The organism is Marinomonas sp. FW-1 (assembly GCF_005222245.1).
Classification (GTDB): domain Bacteria; phylum Pseudomonadota; class Gammaproteobacteria; order Pseudomonadales; family Marinomonadaceae; genus Marinomonas; species Marinomonas alcarazii.
Map to the genome: position 1 here is coordinate 3,722,134 of NZ_CP025987.1, position 26,513 is coordinate 3,748,646.

General features: G+C 45.4%; 34 protein-coding genes. All 34 read right to left on the minus strand.

The annotated features are described in order from the left end of the window. Window positions 1–33: 33 nt before the first annotated feature. The 34 genes from rpsD to rplJ all read right to left on the minus strand — a co-directional run bounded on the left by rpsD (window position 34) and on the right by rplJ (window position 26,490). On the minus strand, window positions 34–654 hold the full coding sequence (gene rpsD, locus C1X04_RS17245; protein ID WP_110577382.1) for a 30S ribosomal protein S4: 621 nt from the start codon (window positions 652–654) through the stop codon (window positions 34–36). 16 nt (window positions 655–670) lie between these two features. Next, a complete protein-coding gene (rpsK, locus tag C1X04_RS17250) occupies window positions 671–1,063 on the minus strand; it encodes a 30S ribosomal protein S11 (protein WP_009836290.1) in 393 nt (130 codons plus the stop codon). Between the two features lie 65 nt (window positions 1,064–1,128). Continuing rightward, a complete protein-coding gene (rpsM, locus tag C1X04_RS17255; RefSeq protein WP_110577381.1) occupies window positions 1,129–1,485 on the minus strand; it encodes a 30S ribosomal protein S13 in 357 nt (118 codons plus the stop codon). A 128-nt stretch (window positions 1,486–1,613) separates the two neighbouring features. After that, window positions 1,614–1,727 carry a 50S ribosomal protein L36 gene (gene rpmJ / locus C1X04_RS17260; protein ID WP_110577380.1) on the minus strand — a complete coding sequence of 38 codons (114 nt, stop codon included), beginning with the start codon at window positions 1,725–1,727 and terminating at the stop codon, window positions 1,614–1,616. 19 nt (window positions 1,728–1,746) lie between these two features. Further along, window positions 1,747–3,078 carry a preprotein translocase subunit SecY gene (gene secY / locus C1X04_RS17265; RefSeq protein ID WP_114412697.1) on the minus strand — a complete coding sequence of 444 codons (1,332 nt, stop codon included), beginning with the start codon at window positions 3,076–3,078 and terminating at the stop codon, window positions 1,747–1,749. Further along, complete coding sequence (rplO, locus tag C1X04_RS17270) at window positions 3,079–3,513, minus strand: 50S ribosomal protein L15 (RefSeq protein WP_072841824.1); 435 nt, start codon at window positions 3,511–3,513, stop codon at window positions 3,079–3,081. 1 nt (window position 3,514) lies between these two features. Then, window positions 3,515–3,700 (minus strand): 50S ribosomal protein L30, encoded by a 186-nt coding sequence (gene rpmD, locus C1X04_RS17275; protein ID WP_110577378.1) that lies wholly within the window; start codon window positions 3,698–3,700, stop codon window positions 3,515–3,517. Window positions 3,701–3,706: 6 nt separating this feature from the next. Continuing rightward, window positions 3,707–4,207 carry a 30S ribosomal protein S5 gene (gene rpsE / locus C1X04_RS17280; RefSeq protein WP_110577377.1) on the minus strand — a complete coding sequence of 167 codons (501 nt, stop codon included), beginning with the start codon at window positions 4,205–4,207 and terminating at the stop codon, window positions 3,707–3,709. A gap of 10 nt (window positions 4,208–4,217) precedes the next feature. Further along, window positions 4,218–4,568, minus strand: a complete 351-nt coding sequence (rplR, locus tag C1X04_RS17285) for a 50S ribosomal protein L18 (RefSeq protein WP_110577376.1) — start codon at window positions 4,566–4,568, stop codon at window positions 4,218–4,220. A 10-nt stretch (window positions 4,569–4,578) separates the two neighbouring features. After that, window positions 4,579–5,112, minus strand: coding sequence for a 50S ribosomal protein L6 (gene rplF, locus C1X04_RS17290; protein WP_110577375.1), 534 nt, complete (start codon window positions 5,110–5,112; stop codon window positions 4,579–4,581). An 8-nt stretch (window positions 5,113–5,120) separates the two neighbouring features. Then, window positions 5,121–5,513 (minus strand): 30S ribosomal protein S8, encoded by a 393-nt coding sequence (gene rpsH, locus C1X04_RS17295; protein WP_110577374.1) that lies wholly within the window; start codon window positions 5,511–5,513, stop codon window positions 5,121–5,123. Window positions 5,514–5,643: 130 nt separating this feature from the next. Continuing rightward, entirely contained in the window at window positions 5,644–5,949 is a 306-nt protein-coding gene (gene rpsN, locus C1X04_RS17300) for a 30S ribosomal protein S14 (protein ID WP_110577373.1), read from the minus strand. Between the two features lie 12 nt (window positions 5,950–5,961). Beyond that, window positions 5,962–6,501, minus strand: coding sequence for a 50S ribosomal protein L5 (gene rplE, locus C1X04_RS17305; RefSeq protein ID WP_012071924.1), 540 nt, complete (start codon window positions 6,499–6,501; stop codon window positions 5,962–5,964). A gap of 17 nt (window positions 6,502–6,518) precedes the next feature. Beyond that, on the minus strand, window positions 6,519–6,836 hold the full coding sequence (gene rplX, locus C1X04_RS17310; RefSeq protein WP_110577372.1) for a 50S ribosomal protein L24: 318 nt from the start codon (window positions 6,834–6,836) through the stop codon (window positions 6,519–6,521). Window positions 6,837–6,853: 17 nt separating this feature from the next. Further along, entirely contained in the window at window positions 6,854–7,222 is a 369-nt protein-coding gene (rplN, locus tag C1X04_RS17315; protein WP_067020125.1) for a 50S ribosomal protein L14, read from the minus strand. Between the two features lie 51 nt (window positions 7,223–7,273). Continuing rightward, a complete protein-coding gene (gene rpsQ / locus C1X04_RS17320; protein WP_110577371.1) occupies window positions 7,274–7,534 on the minus strand; it encodes a 30S ribosomal protein S17 in 261 nt (86 codons plus the stop codon). Window position 7,535: 1 nt separating this feature from the next. Next, window positions 7,536–7,727 (minus strand): 50S ribosomal protein L29, encoded by a 192-nt coding sequence (gene rpmC, locus C1X04_RS17325; protein ID WP_110577370.1) that lies wholly within the window; start codon window positions 7,725–7,727, stop codon window positions 7,536–7,538. Next, the gene (gene rplP / locus C1X04_RS17330; protein ID WP_110577369.1) at window positions 7,728–8,141 is read right to left on the minus strand and encodes a 50S ribosomal protein L16; all 414 of its coding nucleotides are present in this window, start codon (window positions 8,139–8,141) and stop codon (window positions 7,728–7,730) included. 10 nt (window positions 8,142–8,151) lie between these two features. Then, window positions 8,152–8,832, minus strand: a complete 681-nt coding sequence (rpsC, locus tag C1X04_RS17335) for a 30S ribosomal protein S3 (protein WP_110577368.1) — start codon at window positions 8,830–8,832, stop codon at window positions 8,152–8,154. A gap of 14 nt (window positions 8,833–8,846) precedes the next feature. Next, on the minus strand, window positions 8,847–9,179 hold the full coding sequence (gene rplV, locus C1X04_RS17340) for a 50S ribosomal protein L22 (protein ID WP_110577367.1): 333 nt from the start codon (window positions 9,177–9,179) through the stop codon (window positions 8,847–8,849). A 14-nt stretch (window positions 9,180–9,193) separates the two neighbouring features. Beyond that, window positions 9,194–9,469, minus strand: coding sequence for a 30S ribosomal protein S19 (gene rpsS, locus C1X04_RS17345; protein WP_012071932.1), 276 nt, complete (start codon window positions 9,467–9,469; stop codon window positions 9,194–9,196). Window positions 9,470–9,484: 15 nt separating this feature from the next. After that, complete coding sequence (gene rplB, locus C1X04_RS17350; protein ID WP_110577366.1) at window positions 9,485–10,309, minus strand: 50S ribosomal protein L2; 825 nt, start codon at window positions 10,307–10,309, stop codon at window positions 9,485–9,487. A 14-nt stretch (window positions 10,310–10,323) separates the two neighbouring features. Continuing rightward, the gene (rplW, locus tag C1X04_RS17355) at window positions 10,324–10,620 is read right to left on the minus strand and encodes a 50S ribosomal protein L23 (RefSeq protein ID WP_012071934.1); all 297 of its coding nucleotides are present in this window, start codon (window positions 10,618–10,620) and stop codon (window positions 10,324–10,326) included. Then, window positions 10,617–11,222 carry a 50S ribosomal protein L4 gene (rplD, locus tag C1X04_RS17360; RefSeq protein WP_110577365.1) on the minus strand — a complete coding sequence of 202 codons (606 nt, stop codon included), beginning with the start codon at window positions 11,220–11,222 and terminating at the stop codon, window positions 10,617–10,619. The genes rplW and rplD overlap by 4 nt, the downstream gene beginning before the upstream one ends. Before the next feature lie 12 nt (window positions 11,223–11,234). Further along, window positions 11,235–11,873 carry a 50S ribosomal protein L3 gene (rplC, locus tag C1X04_RS17365; protein WP_110577364.1) on the minus strand — a complete coding sequence of 213 codons (639 nt, stop codon included), beginning with the start codon at window positions 11,871–11,873 and terminating at the stop codon, window positions 11,235–11,237. 127 nt (window positions 11,874–12,000) lie between these two features. Continuing rightward, window positions 12,001–12,312 carry a 30S ribosomal protein S10 gene (gene rpsJ, locus C1X04_RS17370; protein ID WP_012071937.1) on the minus strand — a complete coding sequence of 104 codons (312 nt, stop codon included), beginning with the start codon at window positions 12,310–12,312 and terminating at the stop codon, window positions 12,001–12,003. A gap of 209 nt (window positions 12,313–12,521) precedes the next feature. Continuing rightward, a complete protein-coding gene (gene tuf, locus C1X04_RS17375) occupies window positions 12,522–13,745 on the minus strand; it encodes an elongation factor Tu (protein ID WP_110577363.1) in 1,224 nt (407 codons plus the stop codon). A gap of 35 nt (window positions 13,746–13,780) precedes the next feature. Continuing rightward, window positions 13,781–15,874 (minus strand): elongation factor G, encoded by a 2,094-nt coding sequence (gene fusA / locus C1X04_RS17380; protein ID WP_110577362.1) that lies wholly within the window; start codon window positions 15,872–15,874, stop codon window positions 13,781–13,783. Window positions 15,875–15,895: 21 nt separating this feature from the next. Further along, a complete protein-coding gene (rpsG, locus tag C1X04_RS17385; protein ID WP_110577361.1) occupies window positions 15,896–16,369 on the minus strand; it encodes a 30S ribosomal protein S7 in 474 nt (157 codons plus the stop codon). A gap of 99 nt (window positions 16,370–16,468) precedes the next feature. Continuing rightward, the gene (gene rpsL, locus C1X04_RS17390) at window positions 16,469–16,840 is read right to left on the minus strand and encodes a 30S ribosomal protein S12 (RefSeq protein WP_013659444.1); all 372 of its coding nucleotides are present in this window, start codon (window positions 16,838–16,840) and stop codon (window positions 16,469–16,471) included. A 137-nt stretch (window positions 16,841–16,977) separates the two neighbouring features. Beyond that, window positions 16,978–21,180, minus strand: coding sequence for a DNA-directed RNA polymerase subunit beta' (gene rpoC / locus C1X04_RS17395; protein WP_110577360.1), 4,203 nt, complete (start codon window positions 21,178–21,180; stop codon window positions 16,978–16,980). Window positions 21,181–21,245: 65 nt separating this feature from the next. Further along, window positions 21,246–25,346, minus strand: a complete 4,101-nt coding sequence (gene rpoB / locus C1X04_RS17400; protein WP_110577359.1) for a DNA-directed RNA polymerase subunit beta — start codon at window positions 25,344–25,346, stop codon at window positions 21,246–21,248. A gap of 189 nt (window positions 25,347–25,535) precedes the next feature. Beyond that, window positions 25,536–25,907 carry a 50S ribosomal protein L7/L12 gene (rplL, locus tag C1X04_RS17405; RefSeq protein ID WP_110577358.1) on the minus strand — a complete coding sequence of 124 codons (372 nt, stop codon included), beginning with the start codon at window positions 25,905–25,907 and terminating at the stop codon, window positions 25,536–25,538. Window positions 25,908–25,989: 82 nt separating this feature from the next. Continuing rightward, window positions 25,990–26,490: a 50S ribosomal protein L10 gene (rplJ, locus tag C1X04_RS17410; RefSeq protein ID WP_110577357.1), complete on the minus strand. Its 501-nt coding sequence runs from the start codon at window positions 26,488–26,490 to the stop codon at window positions 25,990–25,992. Between the last annotated feature and the right edge of the window lie 23 nt (window positions 26,491–26,513).

The following is a 26,513-nucleotide window of genomic DNA, read 5'->3' on the forward strand; positions in this document are numbered from 1 at the left end:
AGATCCACCTATTTCTTAATCCTAATTACCGACTTACTTAGAGTAAAGTTCGACAATTAGGTTCTCATTAATTTCAGCTGATAAATCGGCACGCTCTGGAACAGCTTTGTAAGTTGCTTCCAGTTTAGTTGAATCAACTTCGATCCAATGGATCGGTGCACGACCTTTAGATAGCTCTAGTGCGTTTTGTACACGCAATTGCTTCTTAGCTTTTTCACGGATAGACACAACGTCACCAGCTTTAACTTGGTAAGACGGAATGTTAACCGTTGCGCCATTTACTAGAATGCCTTTATGGCCTACTAACTGGCGAGCTTCTGCACGTGTAGAACCAAAACCTGCGCGGTATACAACGTTATCTAAACGTGATTCCAAAAGTTGCAGAAGGTTTTCACCAGTAGCACCTTTTAGACGAGCAGCAGATTTGTAGTAATTACGAAATTGCTTTTCAAGAACGCCGTACATACGACGTACTTTTTGTTTCTCACGTAACTGCAAGCCGTAGTCAGAAAGACGTCCGCGACGTGCGCCATGCACACCAGGAACTGTCTCTACTTTACATTTCGACTCAAGAGCGCGTGAACCGCTCTTCAATTGCAAGTCGGTACCTTCACGACGAGACAACTTACAAGTTGGACCTATATAACGAGCCATGTATCTGTCTCCTCAATTAAACGCGACGTTTCTTAGGTGGACGGCAACCGTTGTGCGGGATTGGCGTCACATCTGTGATGTTATTGATACGCAAGCCCAATGCATTCAATGCACGAACTGCGGACTCACGACCAGGACCTGGGCCCTTGATCATTACGTCAACGTTTTTAAGGCCGAACTCTTGTGCGACAGCACCGGCACGTTCCGCTGCTACTTGAGCTGCGAAAGGAGTACTTTTACGAGAACCGCGAAAACCAGAACCACCGGCAGTAGCCCAAGACAAAGCGTTGCCTTGGCGGTCAGTGATAGTCACGATCGTGTTATTAAATGACGCGTGTACATGAGCAACACCGTCGACGACCGTCTTTTTGACTTTCTTCTTGGTGTTGCGCGTAGCTGGCTTAGCCATATTGCACTTTCCTATTTAATGCTCAGCTCTAGCAAACTTAGTGGCTAGAGCGAAACGCGTTTAAATTACTTACGAATAGGTTTACGAGGACCTTTTCGTGTACGAGCGTTCGTTTTGGTACGTTGACCACGAACTGGTAGGCTGCGGCGATGACGAATCCCGCGGTTGCAACCCAAGTCCATCAAGCGTTTGATAGACATACTGACTTCACGACGCAAGTCACCCTCTACAGTATACTTAGCAACTTCGCCACGAAGTTCATCAAGGATTTCATCACTTAATGAACCGATTTTCGCAGTTTCTGCAACACCTGTAGCAGCGCAAATAGCGCGCGAACGAGTGCGACCAATTCCGAAGATGTAAGTCAGAGAAATGACCGCATGTTTATTGTCAGGAATATTGACACCGGCTATACGAGCCATTCACTTTACTCCGTTGTTATTGATGATTAAATGTTAATTCATCATTTTACTTTCATGAGGGCGGCTGATTATGCCTATCTTTAGGACATAAATCAACCACCCTTACCCATCATCGAGCGAACTCGCGATTAACCTTGACGCTGTTTGTGACGAGGCTCAATGCAAATCACTCGAACTGAACCGTTACGACGAACGATTTTGCAGTTACGACAGATTTTCTTTACAGATGCACGTACTTTCATGTTCAACTCCAACCTACGCTTAACGCATTAGGCCATTTGGACCATAACCAGTCAGATTAGATTTCTTCATTAATGACTCGTATTGCTGACTCATCAAATGACTTTGAACTTGCGACATAAAGTCCATGACAACCACTACTACGATCAACATAGAAGTACCGCCAAAGTAGAATGGAACATTCCACGCAACAACAAAGAATTGAGGCATCAAAGACACTAGAGTGATGTATAAAGCACCAAACAATGTCAAACGGGTCATTACACCATCAATATATCGAGCTGTATGATCGCCTGGACGAATACCCGGCAAAAAAGCACCGGATTTTTTCAAGTTATCTGCCACATCTTTAGGGTTGAACACTAGTGCTGTATAGAAGAAGCAAAAGAAAACAATTGCTATCGCAAATAACAACACATAGAGCGGTTGCCCAGGAGCTAGAGCCAAAGAGATATTTTGCAACCATTCCATTCCTTCACCTTGACCAAACCATTGGCCGATCGAAGCAGGGAACAGAAGGATACTTGAAGCAAAGATAGGTGGTATTACACCAGCCATATTCACTTTAAGAGGCAAATGACTCTTTTGTGCGGCAAACACCTTTTTGCCTTGTTGACGCTTAGCATAATTAACCGTAATACGACGCTGACCACGCTCGATAAAAACAACGAACGCGATAGTCGCAATGGCCAAAATACCAATCAGCAACAAAGCCAAAATATTTATATCGCCTTGACGAGCCGACTCAAACGAACGGCCTAGAGCAGATGGAAGGCCTGCAACGATACCAGCGAAGATAAGAATGGAAATACCATTACCAATACCTTTCTCTGTTACCTGCTCACCCAACCACATCAAGAAAACAGTACCAGCAACAAGAGTAACAACAGCAACCGCATAGAATTCTATGCCACTACTGAAAGAAATCCCTTGGCTTGCTAAGCCAACTGCCATACTGGCAGACTGAACCAAAGCAAGTAAAACAGTGCCGTAACGAGTGTATTGGGTAATCTTACGACGCCCCGCCTCACCCTCTTTCTTTAGCTGCTCTAGCTGAGGACTCACAACCGTCAATAACTGCATAATAATAGAGGCAGAAATATAGGGCAAAATCCCAAGCGCAAAAATACTCATGCGCTCAAGCGCGCCCCCTGAGAATACGTTAAATAAACTCAGAATAGTGCCTTCATTTTGATCAAATAAAGCAGACAACCTATCAGGGTTAATACCTGGAACAGGAATGTGTGCACCAATTCGATATACAATAATTGCTAGGAACACAAAACGAATACGAGACCAAAGCTCGCTTAATCCGTTTTGCATACCAGCAGGTAGTGAGCCACGCTTTGCCATTTATTCCTCGACTTTTCCGCCAGCAGCTTCGATAGCAGCACGAGCACCTTTAGTCACTTTAAGACCACGTACAGTAATCGCTTTGTCGATAGAACCAGACAAGATTACACGTGCAGTCTTAATTTGATGACCTAGAATGTCGGCGCCTTTCAAAGCAGCCAAATCTACAACTTCAGCATTTACAGCAGCAAGCTCGTTTAAACGAACTTCAGCAACATACTTTGCCTGACGTGAAGTAAAACCGAATTTTGGCAGACGACGCTGCAAAGGCATTTGACCACCTTCAAAACCAGGTTTTACTGAGCCACCGGAACGAGACTTAAGACCTTTATGGCCACGTCCGCCAGTTTTACCCAAGCCGCTACCAATGCCGCGACCAACACGTTTAGGAGCATGTTTGCTACCTTCGCCAGGACGAAGTGTATTTAAGAACATGTTATTCCCCTACCACTTTAACCATATAATAAACTTTATTAACCATGCCACGTACAGCTGGAGTATCTTCCAACTGACGAGTTTGGCCAACTTTACGCAAACCCAAGCCTTTTACAGTTTCACGGTGCTTTGGAAGACGACCGATCGGGCTGCGGGTTAGTTGAACTGTGATGGTATTATTCGCCATAACACATTACCCCAAAATTTGATCGACTGACTTACCGCGTTTAGCTGCGATTTGTTCAGGTGCTTTCATATCCTGCAAACCTTTGATCGTAGCGCGAACTACGTTTACTGGGTTTGTAGAACCGTAACATTTAGCCAATACGTTGTGAACGCCAGCGATTTCTAGAACCGCACGCATTGCACCACCGGCGATGATACCAGTACCTTGAGACGCAGGCTGCATGTAAACTTTAGACGCACCGTGGTTAGCTTTAACTGGATACTGAAGAGTATCGCCATCAAGCTTCACAGAAACCATGTTGCGACGAGCTTGTTCCATTGCTTTTTGAATAGCTTGAGGAACTTCACGCGCTTTACCACGACCGAAGCCAACTTTACCATTACCATCACCAACGACTGTCAAAGCTGTGAAAGAGAAGATACGACCACCCTTTACAACTTTAGCAACGCGGTTTACTTGAACTAGCTTCTCTTGGAGGTCGCTAGTTTGTTGATCATTAACTGCCATTTGCTACCCCTTAGAACTCTAGACCGGCTTCACGTGCAGCGTCAGCAAGAACCTGAACGCGGCCATGGTATTTGAAGCCAGAACGGTCGAAAGCGACCGAAGTGACACCTGCTTCTTTAGCGCGTGCAGCAATCAAAGTACCGACTTCTTTAGCCGCTGCTTTGTTGCCAGTCGCTGTGCCACGAAGAGCCTCTTCAAGAGTAGAAGCACTAGCTAGTACTTTGCTACCACAAGGAGAAATCACTTGAGCATACATATGGCGTGGTGTGCGATGTACAGTAAGACGATTCGCACCTAAGTCACGAATATGCAAACGAGCACGACGTGCACGACGAATCCGAGATTGTTTTTTAGTGTTCATGAATGCCTACCTACTTCTTCTTAGCTTCTTTACGGCGAATTACTTCGTCAGAATAGCGAACACCCTTGCCTTTGTATGGCTCTGGTGGACGGAAACCGCGAACTTCTGCAGCAACTTGTCCCACGGCTTGCTTATCAATGCCACGGATCACAACTTCTGTTTGAGAAGCGCATTCAGCTGTTATACCTTCAGGTAATTCGTAATCTACTGGGTGAGAGAAACCCAGAGATAGGTTAAGTACGTTGCCTTTAAGCACAGCACGGTAACCAACACCTTGAAGATATAATCTTTTCTCGAAGCCCTGACTAACACCAACAACCATGTTGTTGATCAAAGCACGAGTAGTACCAGCTAAGGCACGGCTTTGTTTTGCACCATCGCGCGCAGCGAAGGTAATAACATTTTCTTCTTTAGACACTTGAACGCTTGAGTGAACATTAAACTCTAAAGAACCTTTGCCGCCTTTTACAACAACATTTTGGCCATTTAGGGTCAAATCTACACCACTAGGAAGCGTCACGGGACTATTAGCAACTCGAGACATACTAACTCCTAGAATACTGTGCAGATTACTTCGCCACCGATACCAGCAGCACGAGCTGCACGGTCTGTCATCACACCTTTAGAGGTAGAGATGATAGCAACACCAAGGCCAGCTTCTACTTTAGGTAGAGCACTAGTGCCTTTGTATTGACGCAAGCTTGGGCGAGATGCGCGTTTGATTTGTTCGATAACTGGCTTACCTTCGTAGTATTTCAACTCGATAGTAAGCGTTGGTTTTACTGCTTCGTCTACAGAAAAGTCACCTACGTAACCTTCTTCGCGTAGTACAGCAGCAATCGATGCTTTCATTTTAGATGAAGGCATACTCACAGATGTCTTAGAGGCCATCTGTGCATTACGAATACGTGTAAACATATCCGCAAGGGTATCTTGCATACTCATTTAAGAGCTCCTAATTTAAAAAACCATTGTGCAGCAAATAGAGCTCGCGCATAGTACACAGCAGCGAGCAGAATGTCCAGTATTTAGACACCCCACTCACTGCCATGTATTATGATCGCGCTCTACTTGCTTACCAACTAGCTTTCTTCAAGCCTGGTACGTCACCACGCATCGCTGCTTCACGCAGTTTGATACGAGACAGACCGAAGCGACGGTATACACCGTGCGGACGACCTGTGATTTGGCAACGGTTACGCTGGCGTGAAGAAGATGAATCGCGTGGAAGCGCTTGCAATTTAAGCGTTGCTTCCCACTTTTCATCGTCCGATGCATTAACGTCACTAATGATCGCCTTTAGAGCAGCACGCTTTTCAGCGAACTTAGCTACTAATTTGGTGCGTTTTGCTTCGCGCTGAATCATTGATATTTTAGCCATGATTCCTACCTCTTATTTCTTGAAAGGGAAACTAAAGGCGGCTAGCAAAGCACGACCTTCTTCGTCGGTACGAGCTGTCGTTGTGATGGTAATATCCATACCACGTACACGATCAACTTTATCGTAATCGATTTCAGGGAAGATAATCTGCTCTTTAACACCCATGCTGTAGTTACCACGACCGTCGAAAGACTTAGGATTAAGTCCACGGAAGTCACGGATACGTGGAATAGCAACATCAACCAAACGGTCGAAGAAATCCCACATACGCTCACCACGTAGAGTTACTTTACAACCGATCGGGTAACCGTCACGGATTTTAAAGCCTGCTACTGATTTACGAGCCTTAGTCACTACAACTTTTTGGCCGCTAAGTGCTTCAAGATCATTTACCGCATGCTCAAGAAGTTTCTTGTCTGCGATAGCTTCACCAACACCCATATTTAGTGTGATTTTAGTGATTTTCGGCACTTCCATCACGTTTTTGTAACTAAACTCTTCAGTAAGTTTTGCTACAACTTGATCTTTATAAACTTGCTTAAGTCTCGCCATGGCTATAATTCTCGCTCTTAGGCGTCGATCGCTTCACTATTTGATTTAAAGATACGTACTTTCGTACCATCTTCATTCAATTTAAAGCCGACGCGATCCGCTTTACCCGTAGCACTGTTAAAAATGGCTACATTAGAAACCTGGATAGGTGCTTCTTGTTCAACGATACCGCCAGTTGAACCCTTCATAGGGTTTGGTTTCTCGTGTTTCTTAACAGTATTAATGCCAGAAACTAGAACTCGGTTTTCGTCTACTACCTTAACAACTTTGCCGCGCTTGCCTTTGTCTTTCCCAGCAATCACGATAATTTCGTCGTTACGTTTGATTTTACGCATAATGTCCCCTCTCTCTCTTACAGCACTTCAGGTGCAAGAGAAACAATTTTCATGAATTGCTCAGTACGCAACTCACGTGTTACAGGGCCAAAGATACGAGTACCAATAGGCTGTCCTGAAGCATTCAATAGAACCGCTGAGTTTACATCAAAACGGATCACTGAGCCATCAGAACGACGAACACCTTTCTTAGTTCTAACAACTACTGCGTTTAGAACCTGCCCTTTTTTAACACGACCACGTGGGATCGCTTCTTTCACTGTGACCTTAATAATGTCACCGATAGCAGCATAACGACGATGTGAGCCACCCAGTACTTTAATACACTGAACACGCTTTGCGCCGCTGTTATCTGCAACATCAAGCATCGATTCTGTTTGAATCATTACTGCTCTCCAATCAAATTAGATAACAAGTCTCACGAAGGAAGGTGCAGCTTATACAGCTGCAGCTTTCTCGACAACTTGAACCAGATTCCAAGTCTTAGACTTAGAGTAAGGACGTGTTTCTACGACCTTAACGGTATCACCGATCTGACACTCATTGTTTTCATCGTGAGCGTGTAGTTTAGTAGAACGACGAATGAACTTACCGTATAGCGGATGTTTCTCTGTACGCTCAACTAGTACCGTGATGGTTTTATCCATCTTATCGCTGACTACTTTACCAGTAGCTGTACGCGCTTTTGTTTCTGCCATCTTAGTTACCTGCCTTATCATTTAGCACGGTTTTAACACGTGCGATATTGCGGCGAACTTGCGAGAGCAAATGAGTTTGCGCTAACTGACCAGTGGCTTTCTGCATGCGCAGAGTAAATTGCTCACGTAGTAGTTCAATCAAGGTCGCTTGTAGCTCTGCTACAGACTTTTCTTGCAGTTCTTTTGCTTTCATCTACATCACCGTACGCGTTACGAAAGTTGTGGACAGAGGAAGCTTAGCAGCAGCCAACGCGAACGCTTCGCGAGCTAGCTGCTCTGATACACCCTCAACTTCATAAAGCATTTTTCCAGGTTGAATCTGTGCAACCCAGTATTCTACGCTACCCTTACCTTTACCCTGACGAACCTCAAGAGGTTTTTGGGTAATCGGCTTATCAGGGAACACACGAATCCAGATTTTACCACCACGTTTGATGTGACGAGTCATTGCACGACGCGCCGCTTCAATTTGACGAGCAGTAAGACGACCACGTTCAGTGGACTTCAATCCGAATTCACCAAAGCTAACTTGGTTTCCGCGAAGAGCAAGACCGCGGTTACGGCCTTTCTGCATTTTGCGGAACTTAGTACGTTTCGGTTGTAACATGACTTACCCCCTACTTAGACTTCTTCTTTTGTGCGCCTTTATCAGCTCGCACTTGTTCAATACCGCCCAAGATTTCGCCTTTGAAGATCCACACTTTTACGCCAATGATGCCGTAAGTTGTAGCTGCTTCATAAGTAGCGTAGTCAATGTCAGCGCGTAGAGTGTGTAGAGGTACACGACCTTCACGGTACCACTCAGCACGTGCAATTTCTGCACCGCCCAAACGACCACTTACCTGAACCTTGATACCTTTCGCGCCTGCACGCATAGCATTCTGTACTGCGCGCTTCATAGCACGACGGAACATAACACGACGCTCAAGTTGGCTTGCAATATTTTGCGCAACCAATTTCGCATCCATTTCAGGCTTACGAATTTCTTCGATGTTAATGTGGACAGGTACGCCCATCATTTCAGAAACTGCGTTACGTAGTTTCTCAACATCTTCACCTTTCTTACCGATCACGATACCCGGACGGGCAGTGTGAATTGTAATACGGGCTGTCTGAGCAGGACGCTGAATCTCGATACGAGAAACAGAAGCCTGGACCAATTTTTTCTCCAAGTACTCACGAACCTGAAGATCGTTTAATAACAGCTTAGAGTAGTTTTGATTATTAGCATACCAAGTAGAAGTATGATCTTTAACTATCCCTAGGCGTATACCAGTTGGATGAACCTTCTGACCCATTGGGTTTCTCCTAATTAGTCAGCGACTTTAACTGTAATATGGCAACCGCGTTTTAGAATACGGTCAGCACGGCCTTTGGCACGTGGCATAATACGTTTCAGAGTCATAGCCTCATCAACGTAAGCCGTAGACACACGCAAGTCATCTACATCAGCACCTTCGTTATGCTCAGCGTTAGCTATAGCAGACTCTAGTACTTTCTTGACAATTACTGCCGCCTTTTTAGGACTGAACGTTAAAATGTTCAGTGCTTCGCTAACAGATTTGCCGCGGATTTGATCTACAACCAAACGGGCCTTCTGCGCTGAGAGGCGAGCACCCTTCAATGAAGCGCTTACTTCACTCATGTTAATACCCCTTATTACCGTTTGGCTTTCTTGTCCGCAGCATGACCACGATATGTACGGGTCGGAGCGAACTCACCCAATTTATGACCGACCATATCTTCAGTTACTAGAACTGGAACATGCTGGCGACCATTATGGACAGCGATAGTCAACCCTACAAAATCAGGGAAGATAGTAGAACGGCGCGACCAAGTTTTAATTGGACGACGATCGTTTTTCTCTACCGCAGCCTCTACCTTTTTCAACAAATGAAGGTCGATAAAAGGACCTTTTTTTAGTGAACGTGGCACAGTCGTTTCCTCTTATTACTTAGTACGGCGACGTACAATAAGTTTATCAGTACGCTTGTTGCTGCGCGTTTTGTAACCTTTAGTAGGCACACCCCATGGTGTAACTGGGTGACGACCACCTTTGCTACGACCTTCACCACCACCATGTGGGTGATCCACTGGGTTCATCGCCGCACCGCGAACGGTAGGACGAACACCACGCCAACGCGTAGCACCAGCTTTACCAAGAACTCGTAAGCTGTGCTCAGAGTTTGATACTTCACCTAAAGTAGCGCGACATTCTGTCAATACTTTACGCATTTCACCTGAACGTAGGCGAAGAGTAACGTAGCGACCTTCACGAGCAACTAGCTGAGCAGAAGCACCGGCTGAACGTGCAACTTGTGCACCTTTACCTGGCTTAAGCTCGACACAGTGTACGGTACTACCAACTGGGATATTTTGCAGAGGCAAAGTATTACCCGCTTTGATAGGCGCATCTGCACCACTTAAAACAACATTGCCTGCAGCCATACCTTTGGAAGCGATAATGTAACGACGCTCACCATCAGCAAATTTAATCAGTGCAATATTTGCAGAACGGTTTGGATCATATTCCAAACGCTCAACTACCGCTGGGATTCCATCTTTATTGCGACGAAAATCAACCATACGATAATGCTGCTTATGACCACCACCTACGTGACGCGTAGTGATGCGTCCGTTATTATTACGTCCACCCGATTTGCTTTTCTTATCAAGCAAAGGTGCATATGGTGCGCCTTTGTGCAAATCGTTGTTAGTAACTTTAACAACGTGACGACGGCCTGCAGACGTTGGCTTACTTTTTACAACAGCCATTGACCTATCTCCCCTTATTCAGCGACCATGAAATCAATGTCTTGACCTTCAGCCAAACGTACGTACGCTTTTTTCACGTCTTTACGCTTACCTAGACCACGAACTGTACGCTTAGTTTTACCTTTATGGTTCAACGTGCGAACAGACTCAACTTTGACTTCAAAAAGCGCTTCGATAGCTTGTTTGATTTCAGGTTTAGTTGCATCACCAGTTACACGAAATACGTACTGACCATTACCTTCGGCAACGATAGTAGCTTTTTCGGAAATGTGTGGACCCAACAGAACTTTATAAATACGTTCGCCGATCATGCTAGTGCCTCCTCAACTTGTTTCAGAGCACCAACTGTCACCAACACTTTGTCGTAAGCAATCAAGCTAACAGGGTCGATAGACGCTGCATCACGCACATCTACGTTAGGAATATTACGAGCTGCTAAAAACAGATTGTCATCCAAGTTATCGGAAACAATCAAAGCGTTCTCAATATTCAATTCTGTCATTTTTGCTATGAAGAGCTTAGTTTTTGGAGCTTCCAATTTAAGATCTTCAACCACAACAAGACGGTCTTGACGTACTAATTCAGACCAGATGGTGCGCATTGCTGCACGATACATCTTCTTGTTCACTTTCTGAGAGTGATCTTGTGGTTTCGCAGCGAAAGTAACACCACCAGAGCGCCATAGAGGGCTACGGATAGTACCTGCGCGTGCACGACCAGAACCTTTTTGTTTCCAAGGTTTGCGTCCACCACCTGCTACTTCAGAGCGAGTTTTTTGAGCGCGTGAGCCTTGACGAGCGCCAGCCAAGTAAGATGTAACTACTTGGTGTACCAACGCTTCGTTGTATTCACGAGCAAAGGCTACATCAGAAACTTCTACCGTTCCTTCTGCGCCTGTAAGATTCAAGTTCATTGTCTACCCCTCTTAGCGAGCTTTAACAGCTGATTGAAGAATAACATCACCATTTACTGCACCAGGTACGGCACCTTTCACAAGGATAAGGTTACGTTCTGCATCTACGCGAACCACTTCTAGTGATTGTGTAGTGACTTGTGCAGCACCCATATGGCCAGCCATCTTCTTGCCTTTCCAAACACGACCAGGTGTTTGACATTGGCCGATGGAGCCAGGTGCACGGTGAGACAATGAGTTACCATGCGTAGCATCTTGCGTACGGAAATTATGACGCTTGATGGCACCTTGAAACCCTTTACCCTTTGATTGACCAGTTACATCAACCATTTGGATAGATTCGAAATCAGCAACAGTTAGCTCATCACCAACATTGATTTCTTTTTCGTCACCTGCCAGGCGGAACTCCCACAAACCACGACCTGCTTCAACGTTCGCTTTTGCATAATGACCCGCAGCAGCTTTGTTAACGCGGCTCGAACGGCGAGAACCTACAGTTACTTGAACAGCTTGGTAGCCGTCAGTTTCTGCTGTTTTCACCTGAGTAACGCGGTTCGGTTCAACCTCGATGACGGTTACTGGCACGGATACACCATCTTCATTAAAGATACGTGTCATTCCGGCTTTGCGTCCGACTAATTGAATAGCCATTTTTTACCTCATTTGCCAGTTGTGTATGGGGCTATCACCCGCTACGGCTGACCATTCCAGATCATTCCACTAATGTGCATAAGCCGACTGATAACCAGTCGGTTCTCGCACCCCAAACTTTGAGCTATTAACCCAAAGAAATTTGTACTTCCACGCCTGCCGCAAGATCTAGCTTCATTAGAGCATCAACAGTTTTCTCAGTTGGCTCAACGATGTCTAGAACACGTTTGTGTGTACGGATTTCATACTGATCACGCGCATCTTTGTTTACGTGTGGAGAAATCAATACTGTATAACGCTCTTTGCGAGTAGGAAGTGGAATCGGTCCACGCACTTGCGCACCTGTACGTTTCGCTGTATCCACAATTTCTTGTGTTGAAGCATCAATCAGACGATGATCAAATGCTTTCAGACGAATACGGATTTTTTGGCTTTGCATTTCCAACTCCAAATACAATGTTGTAATGACTTAACTGTACATTTATTAAGCCACAATCCTTTTTTAAGGACGGCGAATATTAGCCATTCAAAAACTGGTTGTCAAGTAACCAATTTCTGAACAAACAAAATAAACCATAAAATAAAAAGGCCACCCGATATGCGAGTGGCCTTTCTCTAAATCAAAAGCAATCAGATATTACTATCTAATTACTTAAGGATTTTAGCTACAACACCAGCACCAACTGTACGACCACCTTCACGGATCGCGAAACGTAGACCTTCGTCCATCGCGATTGGGTGAATTAGTTCAACAGTCATTTGAACATTGTCGCCAGGCATAACCATTTCTACGCCTTCAGGCAAAGAACAAGCACCAGTCACGTCAGTTGTACGGAAGTAGAACTGTGGACGGTAGCCTTTGAAGAATGGAGTGTGACGACCACCTTCATCTTTACCTAGAACATATACTTCTGCTTCGAACTCAGTGTGAGGAGTGATAGTACCAGGCTTAGCCAATACTTGACCACGCTGTACGTCTTCACGCTTAGTACCACGTAGAAGGATACCACAGTTCTCACCAGCACGACCTTCGTCTAGAAGCTTACGGAACATCTCTACACCAGTACAAGTTGTTTTAGTAGTATCAACGATACCAACGATCTCAACTTCTTCCTGGATTTTGATGATACCGCGCTCAACACGACCAGTAACAACCGTACCACGACCTTGGATAGAGAATACGTCCTCGATAGGCATCAAGAATGCACCATCGATAGCACGCTCTGGCTCAGGAATGTAGGCATCAAGAGTCTCTACAAGCTTCTTAACAGCTGTAGTACCCATTTCGTTGTCGTCTTCGCCGTTCAATGCCATCAAAGCAGAACCTGGGATGATTGGAGTATCATCACCTGGGAAGTCGTATTCAGAAAGAAGGTCACGCAATTCCATTTCAACCAACTCTAGCATTTCTGCGTATTCTTCAGAATCCGCACCGCCACAGTCTTCAGCCAACAAGTCAGCTTTGTTTAGGAAAACTACGATGTAAGGTACACCTACTTGACGAGAAAGAAGGATGTGCTCACGAGTCTGAGGCATAGGGCCGTCAGTTGCACCACAAACAAGGATCGCGCCATCCATTTGAGCAGCACCAGTGATCATGTTTTTAACATAATCGGCGTGTCCAGGACAGTCTACGTGTGCGTAGTGACGAGTTGGAGAATCATACTCTACGTGAGAAGTAGAGATAGTGATACCACGCTCACGCTCTTCAGGAGCGTTATCGATACCGTCAAAAGCAACGGCAGTACCGCCAAATACTTCTGCACATACACGAGTCAATGCTGCAGTTAAAGTTGTTTTACCATGGTCAACGTGACCGATTGTGCCAACGTTAACGTGCGGTTTACTACGTTCAAATTTACTCTTTGCCATGATACATACACCTTAAGAATTAGTAAGTATGATGATTAATCTTCATTTTTGATGATCGCGTCTGCCACACTAGCCGGTGCTTCAGCGTATTTCTCAAACTCCATCGCATAACTTGCACGCCCTTGCGACAAGCTACGCACGTCAGTTGCATATCCGAACATCTCCCCAAGAGGAACTTCAGCACGAATAATTTTCCCTGACGGGGAATCGTCCATCCCCTGAACAAGTCCACGACGACGATTCAAGTCTCCCATCACGTCACCCATGTACTCCTCAGGAGTCACAACTTCCACTTTCATTACAGGTTCAAGAATACAAGGATCAGCATCAACTGCCCCTTTTCTTAATCCCTGAGAAGCTGCAATTTTAAAGGCCATTTCATTAGAGTCAACATCATGGAATGAACCATCAAACAACACAACCTTCAGCCCCAACAAAGGGAAGCCGCCGATCACACCATTCTTCATTTGCTCTGAAATGCCCTTTTCTACCGCAGGGATGTATTCTTTAGGAATAGCACCACCAACAATCTCGTTAACAAACTCAAGCCCATCTTTATCAGTAGGGATTAACTTCATTACGACGTGACCGTATTGACCACGACCACCGGATTGACGCACAAATTTGTGATTAACCACCACTTCTTTGCGAATTTTCTCCCGGTAGGACACTTGAGGCTTACCAATGTTTGCCTCCACCTTAAACTCGCGACGCATACGGTCAACAAGAATATCAAGGTGTAACTCACCCATACCGGAAATAATTGTTTGACCCGTCTCTTCATGCGTCTCCACTCGAAAAGATGGATCTTCTTGCGCCAATTTACCCAGCGCAACAGCCATTTTATCCTGATCAGCTTGAGACTTAGGCTCCACTGCAACAGATATAACAGGCTCTGGAAACTCCATACGCTCCAGCACAACAACATCATTCATATCGCAAAGCGTATCTCCCGTGGTTACATACTTCATACCCACGATGGCGGCAATATCACCCGCCAAGACTTCTTTGATCTCTTCGCGATTGTTAGCGTGCATCTGAACCATTCGACCAACACGTTCACGCTTCTGCTTAACAGAATTATAAACGGCATCACCTGAACGCAACACACCAGAATACACACGAATGAACGTCAAGGTACCTACAAATGGGTCTGTCGCTATCTTAAACGCCAACGAAGAGAACTTAGCCTCATCATCAGCTGTTCGTGTCACAACAGTCTCACCATCTTCAAGCGTACCCTCTATCGCTTTAACTTCAAGCGGTGAAGGTAAATATTCAACAACAGCATCCAAAACAGCCTGCACACCTTTATTTTTAAAGGCAGAACCACACGTCACCAAAACTATTTCATTTGAAAGCGTACGGGCTCGCAGACCGCTTTTTATATCCTCAATAGACAACTCACCTTCTTCAAGGTACTTGTCCATCAACTCCTCACTCGCTTCAGCGGCCGCCTCAACCATTAGTTCACGCCACTCTAATGCGTCATCAAGTAGATCAGCAGGAATATCCTCCAAAGAGAATGTCATACCTTGATCTTCTTCATTCCACATTATGACTTTCATCAAAACCAAGTCTACTACGCCTCTGAAATCTTCTTCAGCGCCAACATTGATTTGAATCGGCACAGCATTAGCACCTAGTCGCGTTTTCAGCTGACGTACAACAGAAAAGTAATCCGCCCCTGTACGGTCCATCTTATTGACGAACACCATACGAGGAACTTCATATTTATTTGCTTGACGCCAAACTGTTTCAGTCTGAGGCTGCACACCCGAAGAACCACAAAGCACAACAACGGCACCATCCAGAACACGCAGAGAACGCTCTACTTCAATAGTAAAATCTACGTGTCCAGGCGTATCAATAATATTGACACGATGCTCGTCAAACTGTTTATTCATCCCACTCCAGAAGCATGTTGTCGCTGCTGAAGTGATGGTAATACCACGCTCTTGCTCTTGCTCCATCCAATCCATAGTGGCAGCACCATCGTGCACCTCCCCTATTTTGTGAGACAGACCAGTATAGAAAAGAACGCGCTCAGTTGTCGTTGTCTTACCTGCATCAACATGCGCACAAATACCGATGTTACGGTAGCGGTTGATAGGTGTTTTACGTGCCACTGTGTATCCTTCTCCGGATGATTAGAAACGGTAGTGAGAGAATGCTTTGTTAGCTTCTGCCATGCGATGAACGTCTTCACGTTTCTTAACAGCAGAACCTTTATTTTCAGCAGCATCTAGAATTTCACCTGCTAGACGCAAAGCCATGGATTTTTCACCACGCTTACGAGAAGCATCAACCAACCAACGCATAGATAGTGCTGCGCGGCGAGCTGGACGAACTTCAACAGGTACTTGGTAAGTCGCACCACCAACACGGCGAGATTTAACCTCAACCATTGGTTGGATTGATTCTAGTGCTTTTTCAAAGATAGCCATTGGCTCTTCAGTTTTAGCACGCGCTGCTACAGTGTTTAGCGCATTGTAAACAATGCTTTCTGCTACAGATTTTTTACCACTAACCATTACGTGGTTAATGAATTTCGCAAGAAGTTGGCTTCCGTGTTTAGGATCCGGAAGGATCTCACGCTTAGCGACGACGCGTCTTCTAGGCATATCTATATCCTCTTCAGGTTCGTCCGAGACAATATAATTATCGCTCGGCCTTACTGTATTAAAAAATTATGTCTAAACGATGAATTAAGTAGCGTTAGCTTACTTAGGACGTTTAGTACCGTACTTAGAACGGCCTTGCTTACGATTTTGTACGCCTGAAGTATCCAAGCTACCACGTACTGTGTGGTAACGAACACCTGGAAGGTCTTTTACACGACCGCCGCGAATCAGCACTACGCTGTGTTCTTGCAGGTTGTGACCTTCACCACCGATGTAGGAAGTAACTTCGAAGCCGTTAGTCAAGCGAACACGACATACTTTACGCAAAGCCGAGTTAGGCTTTTTAGGTGTAGTAGTATATACGCGAGTGCAGACACCGCGGCGTTGCGGACAAGCTTGTAACGCAGGAACGTCACTCTTTGCCACTTTACGTTTACGTGGTTTACGAACCAACTGGTTAACGGTTGCCATTAGACAAGCTCCACAAATCCAATTCTTATGGCGGAAATCGCCAAAATTAAGGAGGCGCAAGTTTAATTTGCGCCTATAAAACAGTCAATAGGGAGGCGACTAAAAAATCACCTCCCTCGCGATTTTACAGCAAATAACTAGTCTTTCAGTGCTGCACTCAATGCTTCTTCAACATCTGAGGCACTTACTGAAGAACTTCCTTCTTTTGCTGCTAACGCAAGCTCTTTCTTACGCTTACGTTCATTGTGGTATGCCAAACCTGTACCAGCTGGTATCAAGCGACCTACAACAACGTTTTCCTTCAAGCCACGCAAGTGATCTTTTTTACCAGTTACCGCACCTTCCGTAAGAACTCGAGTAGTCTCTTGGAAAGATGCTGCTGATATAAAGGACTCAGTAGCCAAGGAAGCCTTCGTGATACCTAGTAGCACACGCTCAAACTTAGCAGGGAATTTACCTTCTGCTTCCGCTTTTTCGTTAGCATCTAGAAGTTGAGTATACTCAACCTGATCACCTTGGATAAGATCTGTATCACCAGACTCACCAACCTCTACTTTACGCAACATTTGGTTAACGATAACTTCGATATGCTTATCGTTAATCACAACGCCTTGTAAGCGGTAAACTTCTTGCACTTCGTTAGTGATGTAATCAGCCAAAGCCTCTACACCTTGAAGACGCAAAATGTCATGAGGGCTTAAAGGACCATCGGCGATAATCTCGCCTTTAGCCACTTCTTCACCATCAAAGATGTTGATCTGACGCCATTTAGGAATCAAAGTCTCAACTGGATCATCACCATTTTGTGGTGTGATAACCAGACGGATCTTACCTTTTGTCTCTTTACCAAAGCTAACCACACCGCTAGTTTCAGCCATAACAGCTGGATCTTTCGGGCGACGCGCTTCAAATAGGTCAGCCACTCGTGGCAAACCACCGGTAATATCTTTGTTACCAATAGATTCTTGTGGGATACGCGCAAGAACCTCACCAGATTTCACAGTTGCACCATGATCCAAGCTCAACAAAGCTTTCTCAGGAAGCATATACTGTACTGGCGATTCGGTACCTGGAATCAACACAGGGTTACCCTCTGCATCAACAACAGAAATCATCGGACGAAGGTCTTTACCTGCCGCTGGACGATCACGAATTTCCATAACCTCAATAGTAGTAAGACCCGTCATTTCGTCAGATTGGCGACGAATAGTAACGTTCTCTTCCATACCACTAAATTCAAGGCGACCTTCCATTTCCGATACGATTGGGTGTGTATGTGGATCCCAGTTAGCAACGATTTGACCTGCCGTAACCTGATCACCTTCACGCACGCTCAATACAGCACCGTAAGGAAGCTTATAACGTTCTTTCTCACGACCCGCTTCATCAGCAATTGCCAACTCAGAAGAACGCGATGCAACAACTAGATGTCCAGTGTGGCGCTCGATACTCTTCATCTTATTGAAACGTACCGTACCTGCACTCTTCACCTGAACACTGTCAATTGCCGATGCTCGAGATGCTGCACCACCGATGTGGAAAGTACGCATTGTTAACTGTGTACCTGGCTCACCGATAGATTGCGCTGCCACAACACCAATGGCTTCACCAATATTAACCTGATGACCACGAGCAAGATCACGTCCGTAACACTTAGCACATACACCATGACGCGTATTACAAGTGATAACAGAGCGAATAATCATCTCATCCACACCAGCGGCTTCGATAGTACGAACATCGTGCTCATCGATCAAAGTACCCGCTGCTAGAACTTGATTGCCTTTCGCATCAATCACATCTTGAGCTACAACACGACCCAATACACGATGACCAAGAGGTACAACCACGTCACCACCTTCAATCATGGCCGCAACGGAAATACCATTTGTAGAACCACAATCCACTTCAGTGATAACCAAATCCTGCGCTACGTCTACTAGACGACGAGTCAAGTAACCAGAGTTTGCTGTTTTCAATGCCGTATCGGCTAGACCCTTACGAGCACCGTGTGTAGAGGTAAAGTACTGAAGTACTGATAGACCTTCACGGAAGTTCGCAGTGATCGGTGTCTCGATGATGGAACCATCTGGTTTCGCCATCAGACCACGCATACCACCCAACTGACGCATCTGAGCCACACTACCACGGGCACCAGAGTCAGCCATCATGTAAACCGAGTTAAAAGATTGCTGTTCAACCTCTTCGCCCGCTTTATTGATTGTCATCTCTTTTGCCAAGTTTTTCATCATGGCTTCAGTAACAGTTTCGTTAGTACGAGACCATAAATCGATTACTTTGTTGTACTTCTCGCCTTGGGTTACAAGACCATCAGCGTATTGGTATTCGATTTCTTTAACTTCCGCTTCCGCTTTCGCAATGATCGCGGCTTTCTCTGGTGGGATAACAAAGTCATCAACACCAACAGAAGAACCAGACGCAGTTGCATAAGCAAAACCTGTGTACATCAATTGGTCAGCAAAGATACAGCTCTCTTTCAAGCCTACTTTACGGTAACACTCGTTGATCAAGTTAGAGATCGCCTTCTTCTTCATGGTTTGGTTAACCACTGAGAACGGTAGGCCATCAGGAACAATATCAAACAACAAAGCGCGACCAACGGTTGTGTCTGCAATAAAAGTAGAAGGGACCTTTTCGCCTTCAAGCGTCGTATCAACTTGGCTAATACGCACTTTTACTTTCGCATGCAATTCAACTTGTTTAGCGCCATACGCACGGTGTACTTCTTTGATGTCAGAAAATGCCATGCCTTCACCCTTGGCATTAATTTTCTCACGAGTCATGTAGTACAGACCCAATACAACGTCCTGAGAAGGAACGATGATAGGCTCACCATTTGCAGGCGATAGGATGTTGTTCGTAGACATCATCAAAGCACGAGCTTCAAGCTGAGCTTCAATCGTCAACGGAACGTGAACCGCCATTTGGTCACCGTCGAAGTCGGCGTTGTATGCCGCACACACTAATGGGTGCAACTGAATCGCTTTACCTTCGATCAACATTGGCTCAAACGCTTGGATACCCAAACGGTGAAGTGTTGGTGCACGGTTCAACATCACAGGATGTTCGCGGATAACCTCATCAAGGATATCCCACACTTCAGGCGTTTCACGCTCAACCATTTTCTTAGCAGCTTTGATCGTCGTCGCCATGCCACGAAGTTCAAGCTTAGAGAAAATGAATGGCTTGAATAGCTCAAGTGCCATTTTCTTAGGCAGACCACACTGATGTAGACGCAGTGATGGACCTACTGTGATTACAGAACGACCAGAATAGTCAACACGCTTACCTAGCAAGTTCTGACGGAAACGACCCTGCTTACCTTTGATCATGTCAGCCAAAGATTTCAGAGGACGCTTGTTAGAACCCGTAATAGCGCGACCACGACGGCCATTATCAAGCAAAGCATCAACAGATTCTTGCAACATACGCTTTTCGTTGCGTACGATGATATCTGGAGCAGACAGCTCTAGCAGTCGTTTCAGACGGTTGTTACGGTTAATCACACGACGGTAAAGGTCGTTCAAATCAGACGTCGCAAAACGGCCACCTTCAAGAGGCACCAATGGACGAAGATCTGGCGGAAGAACTGGCAACACATCTAGCACCATCCACTCTGGGTTGTTGCCAGAATGATAGAATGCCTCAACAAGCTTAAGACGCTTAGAAAGCTTCTTAATACGAGTTTCAGAATTCGTGCTGTTTAGCTCTTCACGCATGCTGTTAATTTCTACAGGCATGTCTAAATCGCGAAGCAACATCTGAACCGCTTCCGCGCCCATGCGGGCATCAAACTCGTCACCGAATTCTTCTAGCGCTTCAAAATACTGCTCGTCATTTAGCAACTGTCCCTTTTCAAGCGTCGTCATACCTGGATCAATCACGATGAAAGATTCAAAATACAAAACACGCTCAATATCACGCAGTGTCATATCCATGATAAGACCGATACGTGATGGTAGAGATTTCAAGAACCAAATATGAGCAACAGGCGATGCAAGCTCAATGTGACCCATGCGTTCACGGCGCACTTTAGACAGAGCCACTTCAACGCCACACTTCTCACAGATAACACCGCGGTGTTTCAAACGCTTGTATTTACCACACAAGCATTCGTAGTCCTTGATAGGACCAAAGATTTTTGCACAGAACAAACCGTCACGTTCTGGTTTGAACGTACGGTAGTTGATGGTCTCTGGCTTTTTAACTTCACCATAAGACCATGAACGAATCATATCTGGTGATGCCAAGCCAATGCGGATCGCATCAAACTCGTCAGATTGTCCCTGTGATTTTAGAAGACCTAATAAGTCTTTCATGGATATTCGCCCCACTCGTAAGGCCGGGGAGTCTTGCTCCCCAGCAGGTCAAATGTGATTCGTGCTTATTCGTTTTCCAGCTCGATATCGATACCAAGAGAACGAATCTCTTTCACCAACACGTTGAAGGACTCAGGCATGCCAGGTTCCATACGGTGGTCACCGTCTACGATGTTTTTATACATCTTAGTACGGCCATTCACGTCATCGGACTTCACAGTCAACATTTCTTGAAGTGTGTAAGCAGCACCGTATGCTTCTAGTGCCCATACCTCCATCTCCCCGAAACGCTGACCACCGAACTGAGCTTTACCACCCAGCGGCTGCTGAGTAACCAAGCTGTACGAGCCGGTAGAACGTGCGTGCATTTTGTCATCAACCAAGTGGTTCAACTTAAGCATGTACATGTAACCAACGGTTACAGGACGTTCAAAAGCATCACCAGTACGGCCGTTAAACAATTTAACTTGACCGCTTTCGTTGATTCCAGCTAGGCGCAACATACGTTTGATCTCAGCTTCTTTCGCACCATCAAAGGCACCAGACGCCATTGGAACACCACCCGTTAGGTTGGATGCCAAGGTTAAAATTTCTTCGTCTGTAAAGCTGTCTAGATCTTCTGTACGAGCACAACGCAAGTCGCCTTCGTAGCCGTTGTAGATTTCATCAAGGAAGCTACGCAGTTCTGCAACCGCTTCAGCTTTCTCACGCTCTGCAACAAGCATTTCGTTGATCTTACGACCCAAGCCTTTAGATGCTGCACCTAAGTGAGTCTCCAAAACCTGACCAACGTTCATACGCGAAGGAACACCTAGCGGGTTCAATACGATATCAACTGGATCACCGTTTTCATCGTACGGCATGTCTTCAACTGGCATAATTTTAGAAATTACACCCTTGTTACCATGACGACCGGCCATTTTATCACCTGGCTGGATACGACGTTTGATGGCAACATAAACCTTAACGATTTTAAGAACGCCAGGCGCTAGATCATCACCTGTTTGTAACTTACGTTTCTTATCTTCAAATTTCGCATCAAGCTCTTTACGGCGCTCAATCAAAGCCGCTTGCGCTTTCTCAAGCTGCTCACTGGCTTCTTCATTAGCAACACGAATCTTGAACCATTCTGGGTGATCCAGATTTGCCAAGTATTCTTCCGTAATAATCGCATTACGAGCTAGGCCCGGACCGCCTTCTGCTTGCTGACCAATTAAGGCCTCAGCTAGACGTTCAAACGTTGCCTTCTCAACAATACGGAACTCTTCGTTCAAGTCTTTACGAACTTGATCAAGCTGCGATTTCTCGATGAACTTAGCACGGTCATCTTTTTCGATACCATCACGAGTGAACACTTGCACATCGATAACAGTACCGCGTGTGCCAGTTTTAACACGTTGAGACGTATCTTTTACGTCAGACGCTTTCTCACCGAAAATAGCGCGCAAAAGTTTCTCTTCAGGCGTAAGTTGTGTTTCACCTTTTGGTGTCACTTTACCAACTAGAATATCGCCCGGCTCAACTTCTGCACCGATATAAACGATACCGGATTGATCCAACTTAGAAAGTGCACCTTCACCCACGTTAGGGATATCGGCAGTGATCTCTTCAGGCCCAAGCTTAGTATCACGTGCAACACACGTTAACTCTTGAATGTGGATAGAAGTAAATCGATCTTCCTCTACAACACGCTCTGAAACCAAAATCGAGTCTTCGAAGTTGAAACCATTCCAAGGCATGAAAGCAATACGCATGTTTTGGCCAAGCGCCAAATCACCCATATCAACAGAAGGGCCATCGGCCATAATGTCGCCAGAAGCAACTCTCTCACCTTTCATTACCAATGTACGCTGGTTAATACATGTGTTCTGGTTAGAACGTACGTATTTAGTCAGGTTGTAGATATCCACACCCGCTTCACCAGCAATAGTCTCTTCTGAATTCACACGTACAACGATACGGCTTGCATCAACAGACTCAATCACACCGCCACGATTCGCAACGATACAAACACCAGAGTCTTTTGCTACATTTTTTTCCATACCAGTACCAACTACAGGCTTATCAGCCTTAAGCGTAGGTACCGCTTGACGTTGCATGTTGGAACCCATCAATGCACGGTTAGCGTCATCGTGCTCTAGGAACGGGATCAAAGATGCCGCAACAGAAACAACCTGACGAGGTGACACGTCCATTAGGTTTACTTTTTCTTTTGGAATCAAAGTGGTTTCGTGCATATGACGCACCTGAACCAACTCATCAACCAAACGGCCTTCCGCATCAACGTTTGCTGACGCCTGGGCAATAACATATTTCGCTTCATCAATAGCAGAGATATAAACTGTTTCATCAGTCATCTTGCCATCGATAATCTTACGATATGGCGTTTCTAAGAAGCCGTAGCTGTTAGTACGCGCGTAAGTAGATAGCGAGTTGATCAAACCGATGTTTGGTCCCTCAGGCGTTTCGATAGGACAAACACGGCCATAGTGAGTAGCGTGTACGTCACGTACTTCAAAGCCTGCACGCTCACGAGTAAGACCACCAGGCCCTAACGCTGAAACACGACGCTTATGCGTTACTTCAGATAGCGGGTTGTTTTGGTCCATGAACTGAGACAATTGGCTTGAGCCAAAGAACTCTTTGATTGCGGCAGCAACAGGCTTCGCATTCAAAAGATCTTGTGGCATAAGGCCATCGGCTTCCGCCATTGACAAACGTTCTTTTACAGCTCGTTCTACACGAACAAGGCCAACACGGAATTGGTTCTCGGCCATTTCACCAACAGAACGAACTCGACGGTTACCCAAGTGATCGATATCATCAACCATGCCGTTACCGTTACGGATATCAAGCAAAGTTTTTAGAACATCAACAATGTCATCATGATCAAGAACGCCAGCACCTGTATCTTCTTCACGACCCAAGCGGCGGTTGAATTTCATTCGACCAACACCAGACAAGTCATAACGATCTTCTGAGAAGAACAAACCTTGGAACAAGCCTTCTGCTGATTCTTTGGTTGGTGGCTCGCCAGGACGCATCATGCGGTAGATCTCAACCAATGCTTCCAACTGGTTGCTGGTCGGATCAATACGAAGTGTGTCAGAAATAAATGGACCATGGTCCAGATCATTCGTGTAAAGCGTATCCACTTCAGTGATGCCTGAAGCAACTAGCGCCTCTAACAAATCAACAGACAACTCAGTGTTTGCTTCCGCAATCAATTCGCCCGTTGAAGGGTGAACCAAATTCTTAGCAGTCACTTTACCAAGCATGTATTCAAGCGGCACAGATAGACGCTCTAGACCTGCTTTTTCCATTACACGAATATGCTTAGCGGTAATACGACGACCTTCTTCAACGATAAGTTCGCCATTCGCATCAGCAATATTAAATAGCGCTGTATCACCACGTAGGCGATTAGCAACTAGATCCATCTCAAAACCATCGCGCTTCAAATAGAAACGTGTCGTTTCAAAGAAAGTATCTAAAATTTGTTCTGTACCATAACCCAAAGCACGCAGCAAAATCGTTGCTGGCAGCTTACGACGACGGTCGATACGAACAAATACGCAATCCTTTGGATCAAACTCGAAGTCCAACCAAGAACCACGGTAAGGAATAACTCGAGCAGAATGCAGTAATTTACCTGAAGAGTGAGTTTTGCCACGATCGTGATCAAAAAACACACCAGGAGAACGGTGTAATTGAGAGACGATAACACGCTCTGTCCCGTTAATTACAAAGGTACCATTGTCTGTCATGAGTGGAATTTCACCCATGTAGACTTCTTGCTCGCGAATGTCTTTGATTGCTTTATTCGATGACTCTTTATCGTAAATGATAAGTCGCACACGAACACGTAAAGGTGCCGCGTAAGTAACACCACGCAACTGACACTCTTTAACATCAAAGACTGGTTTGCCTAAACGGTAATCGACGTATTCTAGCGCCGCATTGCCGGAAAAGCTGACCATTGGAAAGACAGATTTAAAGGCCCCATGCAGACCTAATTCCCCACGCTCCGCAAGGCTTTTACCTTCTTGCAGAAAATTACGGTAGGATTCAAGCTGAATTGCCAGCAAGTATGGCACATCCAAAACGGGCGGCAGTTTACCGAAATCCTTACGGATACGTTTTTTCTCAGTGTATGAGTAAGCCATCAGCATTCCCCAGCTTGTGCACATTGACGCAAAAGGCCCAAATCAGGCCTTACCATATATGGGAGCATTATCTCCCATTTGAAAATTCTTCTAAGGTTTTATTTGAGTTTTAGAAACCCAAAAAGGCCGGTGACAATAATGTCACCAGCCATTTCGACTATTGGCCGAAATCTGGAAATACAAGTATCATTACTTGATTTCGACAGATGCACCAGCTTCTTCAAGAGCTGCTTTAAGAGCGGCAGCGTCATCTTTAGAAGCGCCTTCTTTAACAGTCATTGGAGCGCCGTCAACGATAGCTTTAGCTTCTTTCAAGCCTAGGCCAGTCGCTGCACGTACAGCTTTGATTACGTTTACTTTCTTATCGCCAGCAGCAGTAAGAACAACGTCAAATTCAGTTTGTTCTTCAGCAGCAGCGCCAGCTTCAGCAGCAGGACCTGCAGCTACAGCAGCAGCTGCAGATACGCCGAATTTTTCTTCCATTGCAGAAATTAGTTCAACAACGTCCATCACAGACATTTCTGCTACTGCATTGATGATATCTTCTTTAGTTAGAGCCATGACTCAGATTCCTAGCATTCTTTATAATTACCCGAAGGTAATAAAACAAAATATTTATCAAGAAGGGACACGGTAAACCGTATTAAGCCGCTTCTTGCTCTTTTTGATCGCGAACCGCTGCAAGAGTACGTACAAACTTGCTTGTTGCGCCCTGAATAACACTCATCAGTTTCGCAATCGCTTCTTCGTATGTAGGCAGTGTTGCCAAACGATCAATGTCGCCAGCTGGGATCAACTCACCGTTGAACGCCAACGCCTTCACTTCAAACTTAGTGTTAGTTTTAGCAAAAGCTTTCAACAAACGAGCAGCCGCACCCGGGTGTTCGTTAGAAAAAGCAATTAACGTAGGACCAACAAAGCTCTCAGTTAGACACTCGAAGTCAGTACCTTCAACTGCACGGCGAGCCAATGTATTACGTACTACACGTACATAAACACCTGCTTCACGCGCTTCTTTACGTAGTGCTGTCATATTACCCACGGTAACACCGCGAGAATCAGCAACTACTGCAGACAATGCAGTTTTAGCAACTTCGCTAACTTCGGCGACAATGGCTTTTTTGTCTTCTAGACCTAATGCCACTGGTTTTCTCCTGGATTAGCAGA

Bases quoted from the DNA above. Each gene is read 5' to 3' on its own strand.
- rplO (WP_072841824.1), bottom strand. From the start codon at position 3,513: ATGTTCTTAAATACACTTCGTCCTGGCGAAGGTAGCAAACATGCTCCT.
- rplR (WP_110577376.1), bottom strand. From the start codon at position 4,568: ATGAACACTAAAAAACAATCTCGGATTCGTCGTGCACGTCGTGCTCGT.
- rpsD (WP_110577382.1), bottom strand. From the start codon at position 654: ATGGCTCGTTATATAGGTCCAACTTGTAAGTTGTCTCGTCGTGAAGGT.
- rpoC (WP_110577360.1), bottom strand. From the start codon at position 21,180: ATGAAAGACTTATTAGGTCTTCTAAAATCACAGGGACAATCTGACGAG.
- rpsC (WP_110577368.1), bottom strand. From the start codon at position 8,832: ATGGGTCAGAAGGTTCATCCAACTGGTATACGCCTAGGGATAGTTAAA.
- rpsM (WP_110577381.1), bottom strand. From the start codon at position 1,485: ATGGCTCGTATAGCCGGTGTCAATATTCCTGACAATAAACATGCGGTC.
- rplW (WP_012071934.1), bottom strand. From the start codon at position 10,620: ATGATCGGCGAACGTATTTATAAAGTTCTGTTGGGTCCACACATTTCC.
- rplB (WP_110577366.1), bottom strand. From the start codon at position 10,309: ATGGCTGTTGTAAAAAGTAAGCCAACGTCTGCAGGCCGTCGTCACGTT.
- rpsK (WP_009836290.1), bottom strand. From the start codon at position 1,063: ATGGCTAAGCCAGCTACGCGCAACACCAAGAAGAAAGTCAAAAAGACG.
- rplX (WP_110577372.1), bottom strand. From the start codon at position 6,836: ATGCGTAAAATCAAACGTAACGACGAAATTATCGTGATTGCTGGGAAA.
- rplE (WP_012071924.1), bottom strand. From the start codon at position 6,501: ATGGCGAGACTTAAGCAAGTTTATAAAGATCAAGTTGTAGCAAAACTT.
- rpsQ (WP_110577371.1), bottom strand. From the start codon at position 7,534: ATGGCAGAAACAAAAGCGCGTACAGCTACTGGTAAAGTAGTCAGCGAT.
- tuf (WP_110577363.1), bottom strand. From the start codon at position 13,745: ATGGCAAAGAGTAAATTTGAACGTAGTAAACCGCACGTTAACGTTGGC.
- rpmD (WP_110577378.1), bottom strand. From the start codon at position 3,700: ATGGCGAATAATACCATCACAGTTCAACTAACCCGCAGCCCGATCGGT.
- rpsG (WP_110577361.1), bottom strand. From the start codon at position 16,369: ATGCCTAGAAGACGCGTCGTCGCTAAGCGTGAGATCCTTCCGGATCCT.
- rplF (WP_110577375.1), bottom strand. From the start codon at position 5,112: ATGTCTCGAGTTGCTAATAGTCCCGTGACGCTTCCTAGTGGTGTAGAT.
- rplL (WP_110577358.1), bottom strand. From the start codon at position 25,907: ATGGCTCTAACTAAAGAAGATATCATCAATGCAGTAGCAGAAATGTCT.
- rpmJ (WP_110577380.1), bottom strand. From the start codon at position 1,727: ATGAAAGTACGTGCATCTGTAAAGAAAATCTGTCGTAACTGCAAAATC.
- rpsE (WP_110577377.1), bottom strand. From the start codon at position 4,207: ATGGCAGTTAATGATCAACAAACTAGCGACCTCCAAGAGAAGCTAGTT.
- rplP (WP_110577369.1), bottom strand. From the start codon at position 8,141: ATGTTACAACCGAAACGTACTAAGTTCCGCAAAATGCAGAAAGGCCGT.
- rplC (WP_110577364.1), bottom strand. From the start codon at position 11,873: ATGGCTATTCAATTAGTCGGACGCAAAGCCGGAATGACACGTATCTTT.
- rpsH (WP_110577374.1), bottom strand. From the start codon at position 5,513: ATGAGTATGCAAGATACCCTTGCGGATATGTTTACACGTATTCGTAAT.
- rpsJ (WP_012071937.1), bottom strand. From the start codon at position 12,312: ATGCAAAGCCAAAAAATCCGTATTCGTCTGAAAGCATTTGATCATCGT.
- rpoB (WP_110577359.1), bottom strand. From the start codon at position 25,346: ATGGCTTACTCATACACTGAGAAAAAACGTATCCGTAAGGATTTCGGT.
- rpmC (WP_110577370.1), bottom strand. From the start codon at position 7,727: ATGAAAGCAAAAGAACTGCAAGAAAAGTCTGTAGCAGAGCTACAAGCG.
- rplV (WP_110577367.1), bottom strand. From the start codon at position 9,179: ATGAGTGAAGTAAGCGCTTCATTGAAGGGTGCTCGCCTCTCAGCGCAG.
- secY (WP_114412697.1), bottom strand. From the start codon at position 3,078: ATGGCAAAGCGTGGCTCACTACCTGCTGGTATGCAAAACGGATTAAGC.
- rpsN (WP_110577373.1), bottom strand. From the start codon at position 5,949: ATGGCTAAAATATCAATGATTCAGCGCGAAGCAAAACGCACCAAATTA.
- rplN (WP_067020125.1), bottom strand. From the start codon at position 7,222: ATGATTCAAACAGAATCGATGCTTGATGTTGCAGATAACAGCGGCGCA.
- rplD (WP_110577365.1), bottom strand. From the start codon at position 11,222: ATGAACTTGAATCTTACAGGCGCAGAAGGAACGGTAGAAGTTTCTGAT.
- rpsL (WP_013659444.1), bottom strand. From the start codon at position 16,840: ATGGCAACCGTTAACCAGTTGGTTCGTAAACCACGTAAACGTAAAGTG.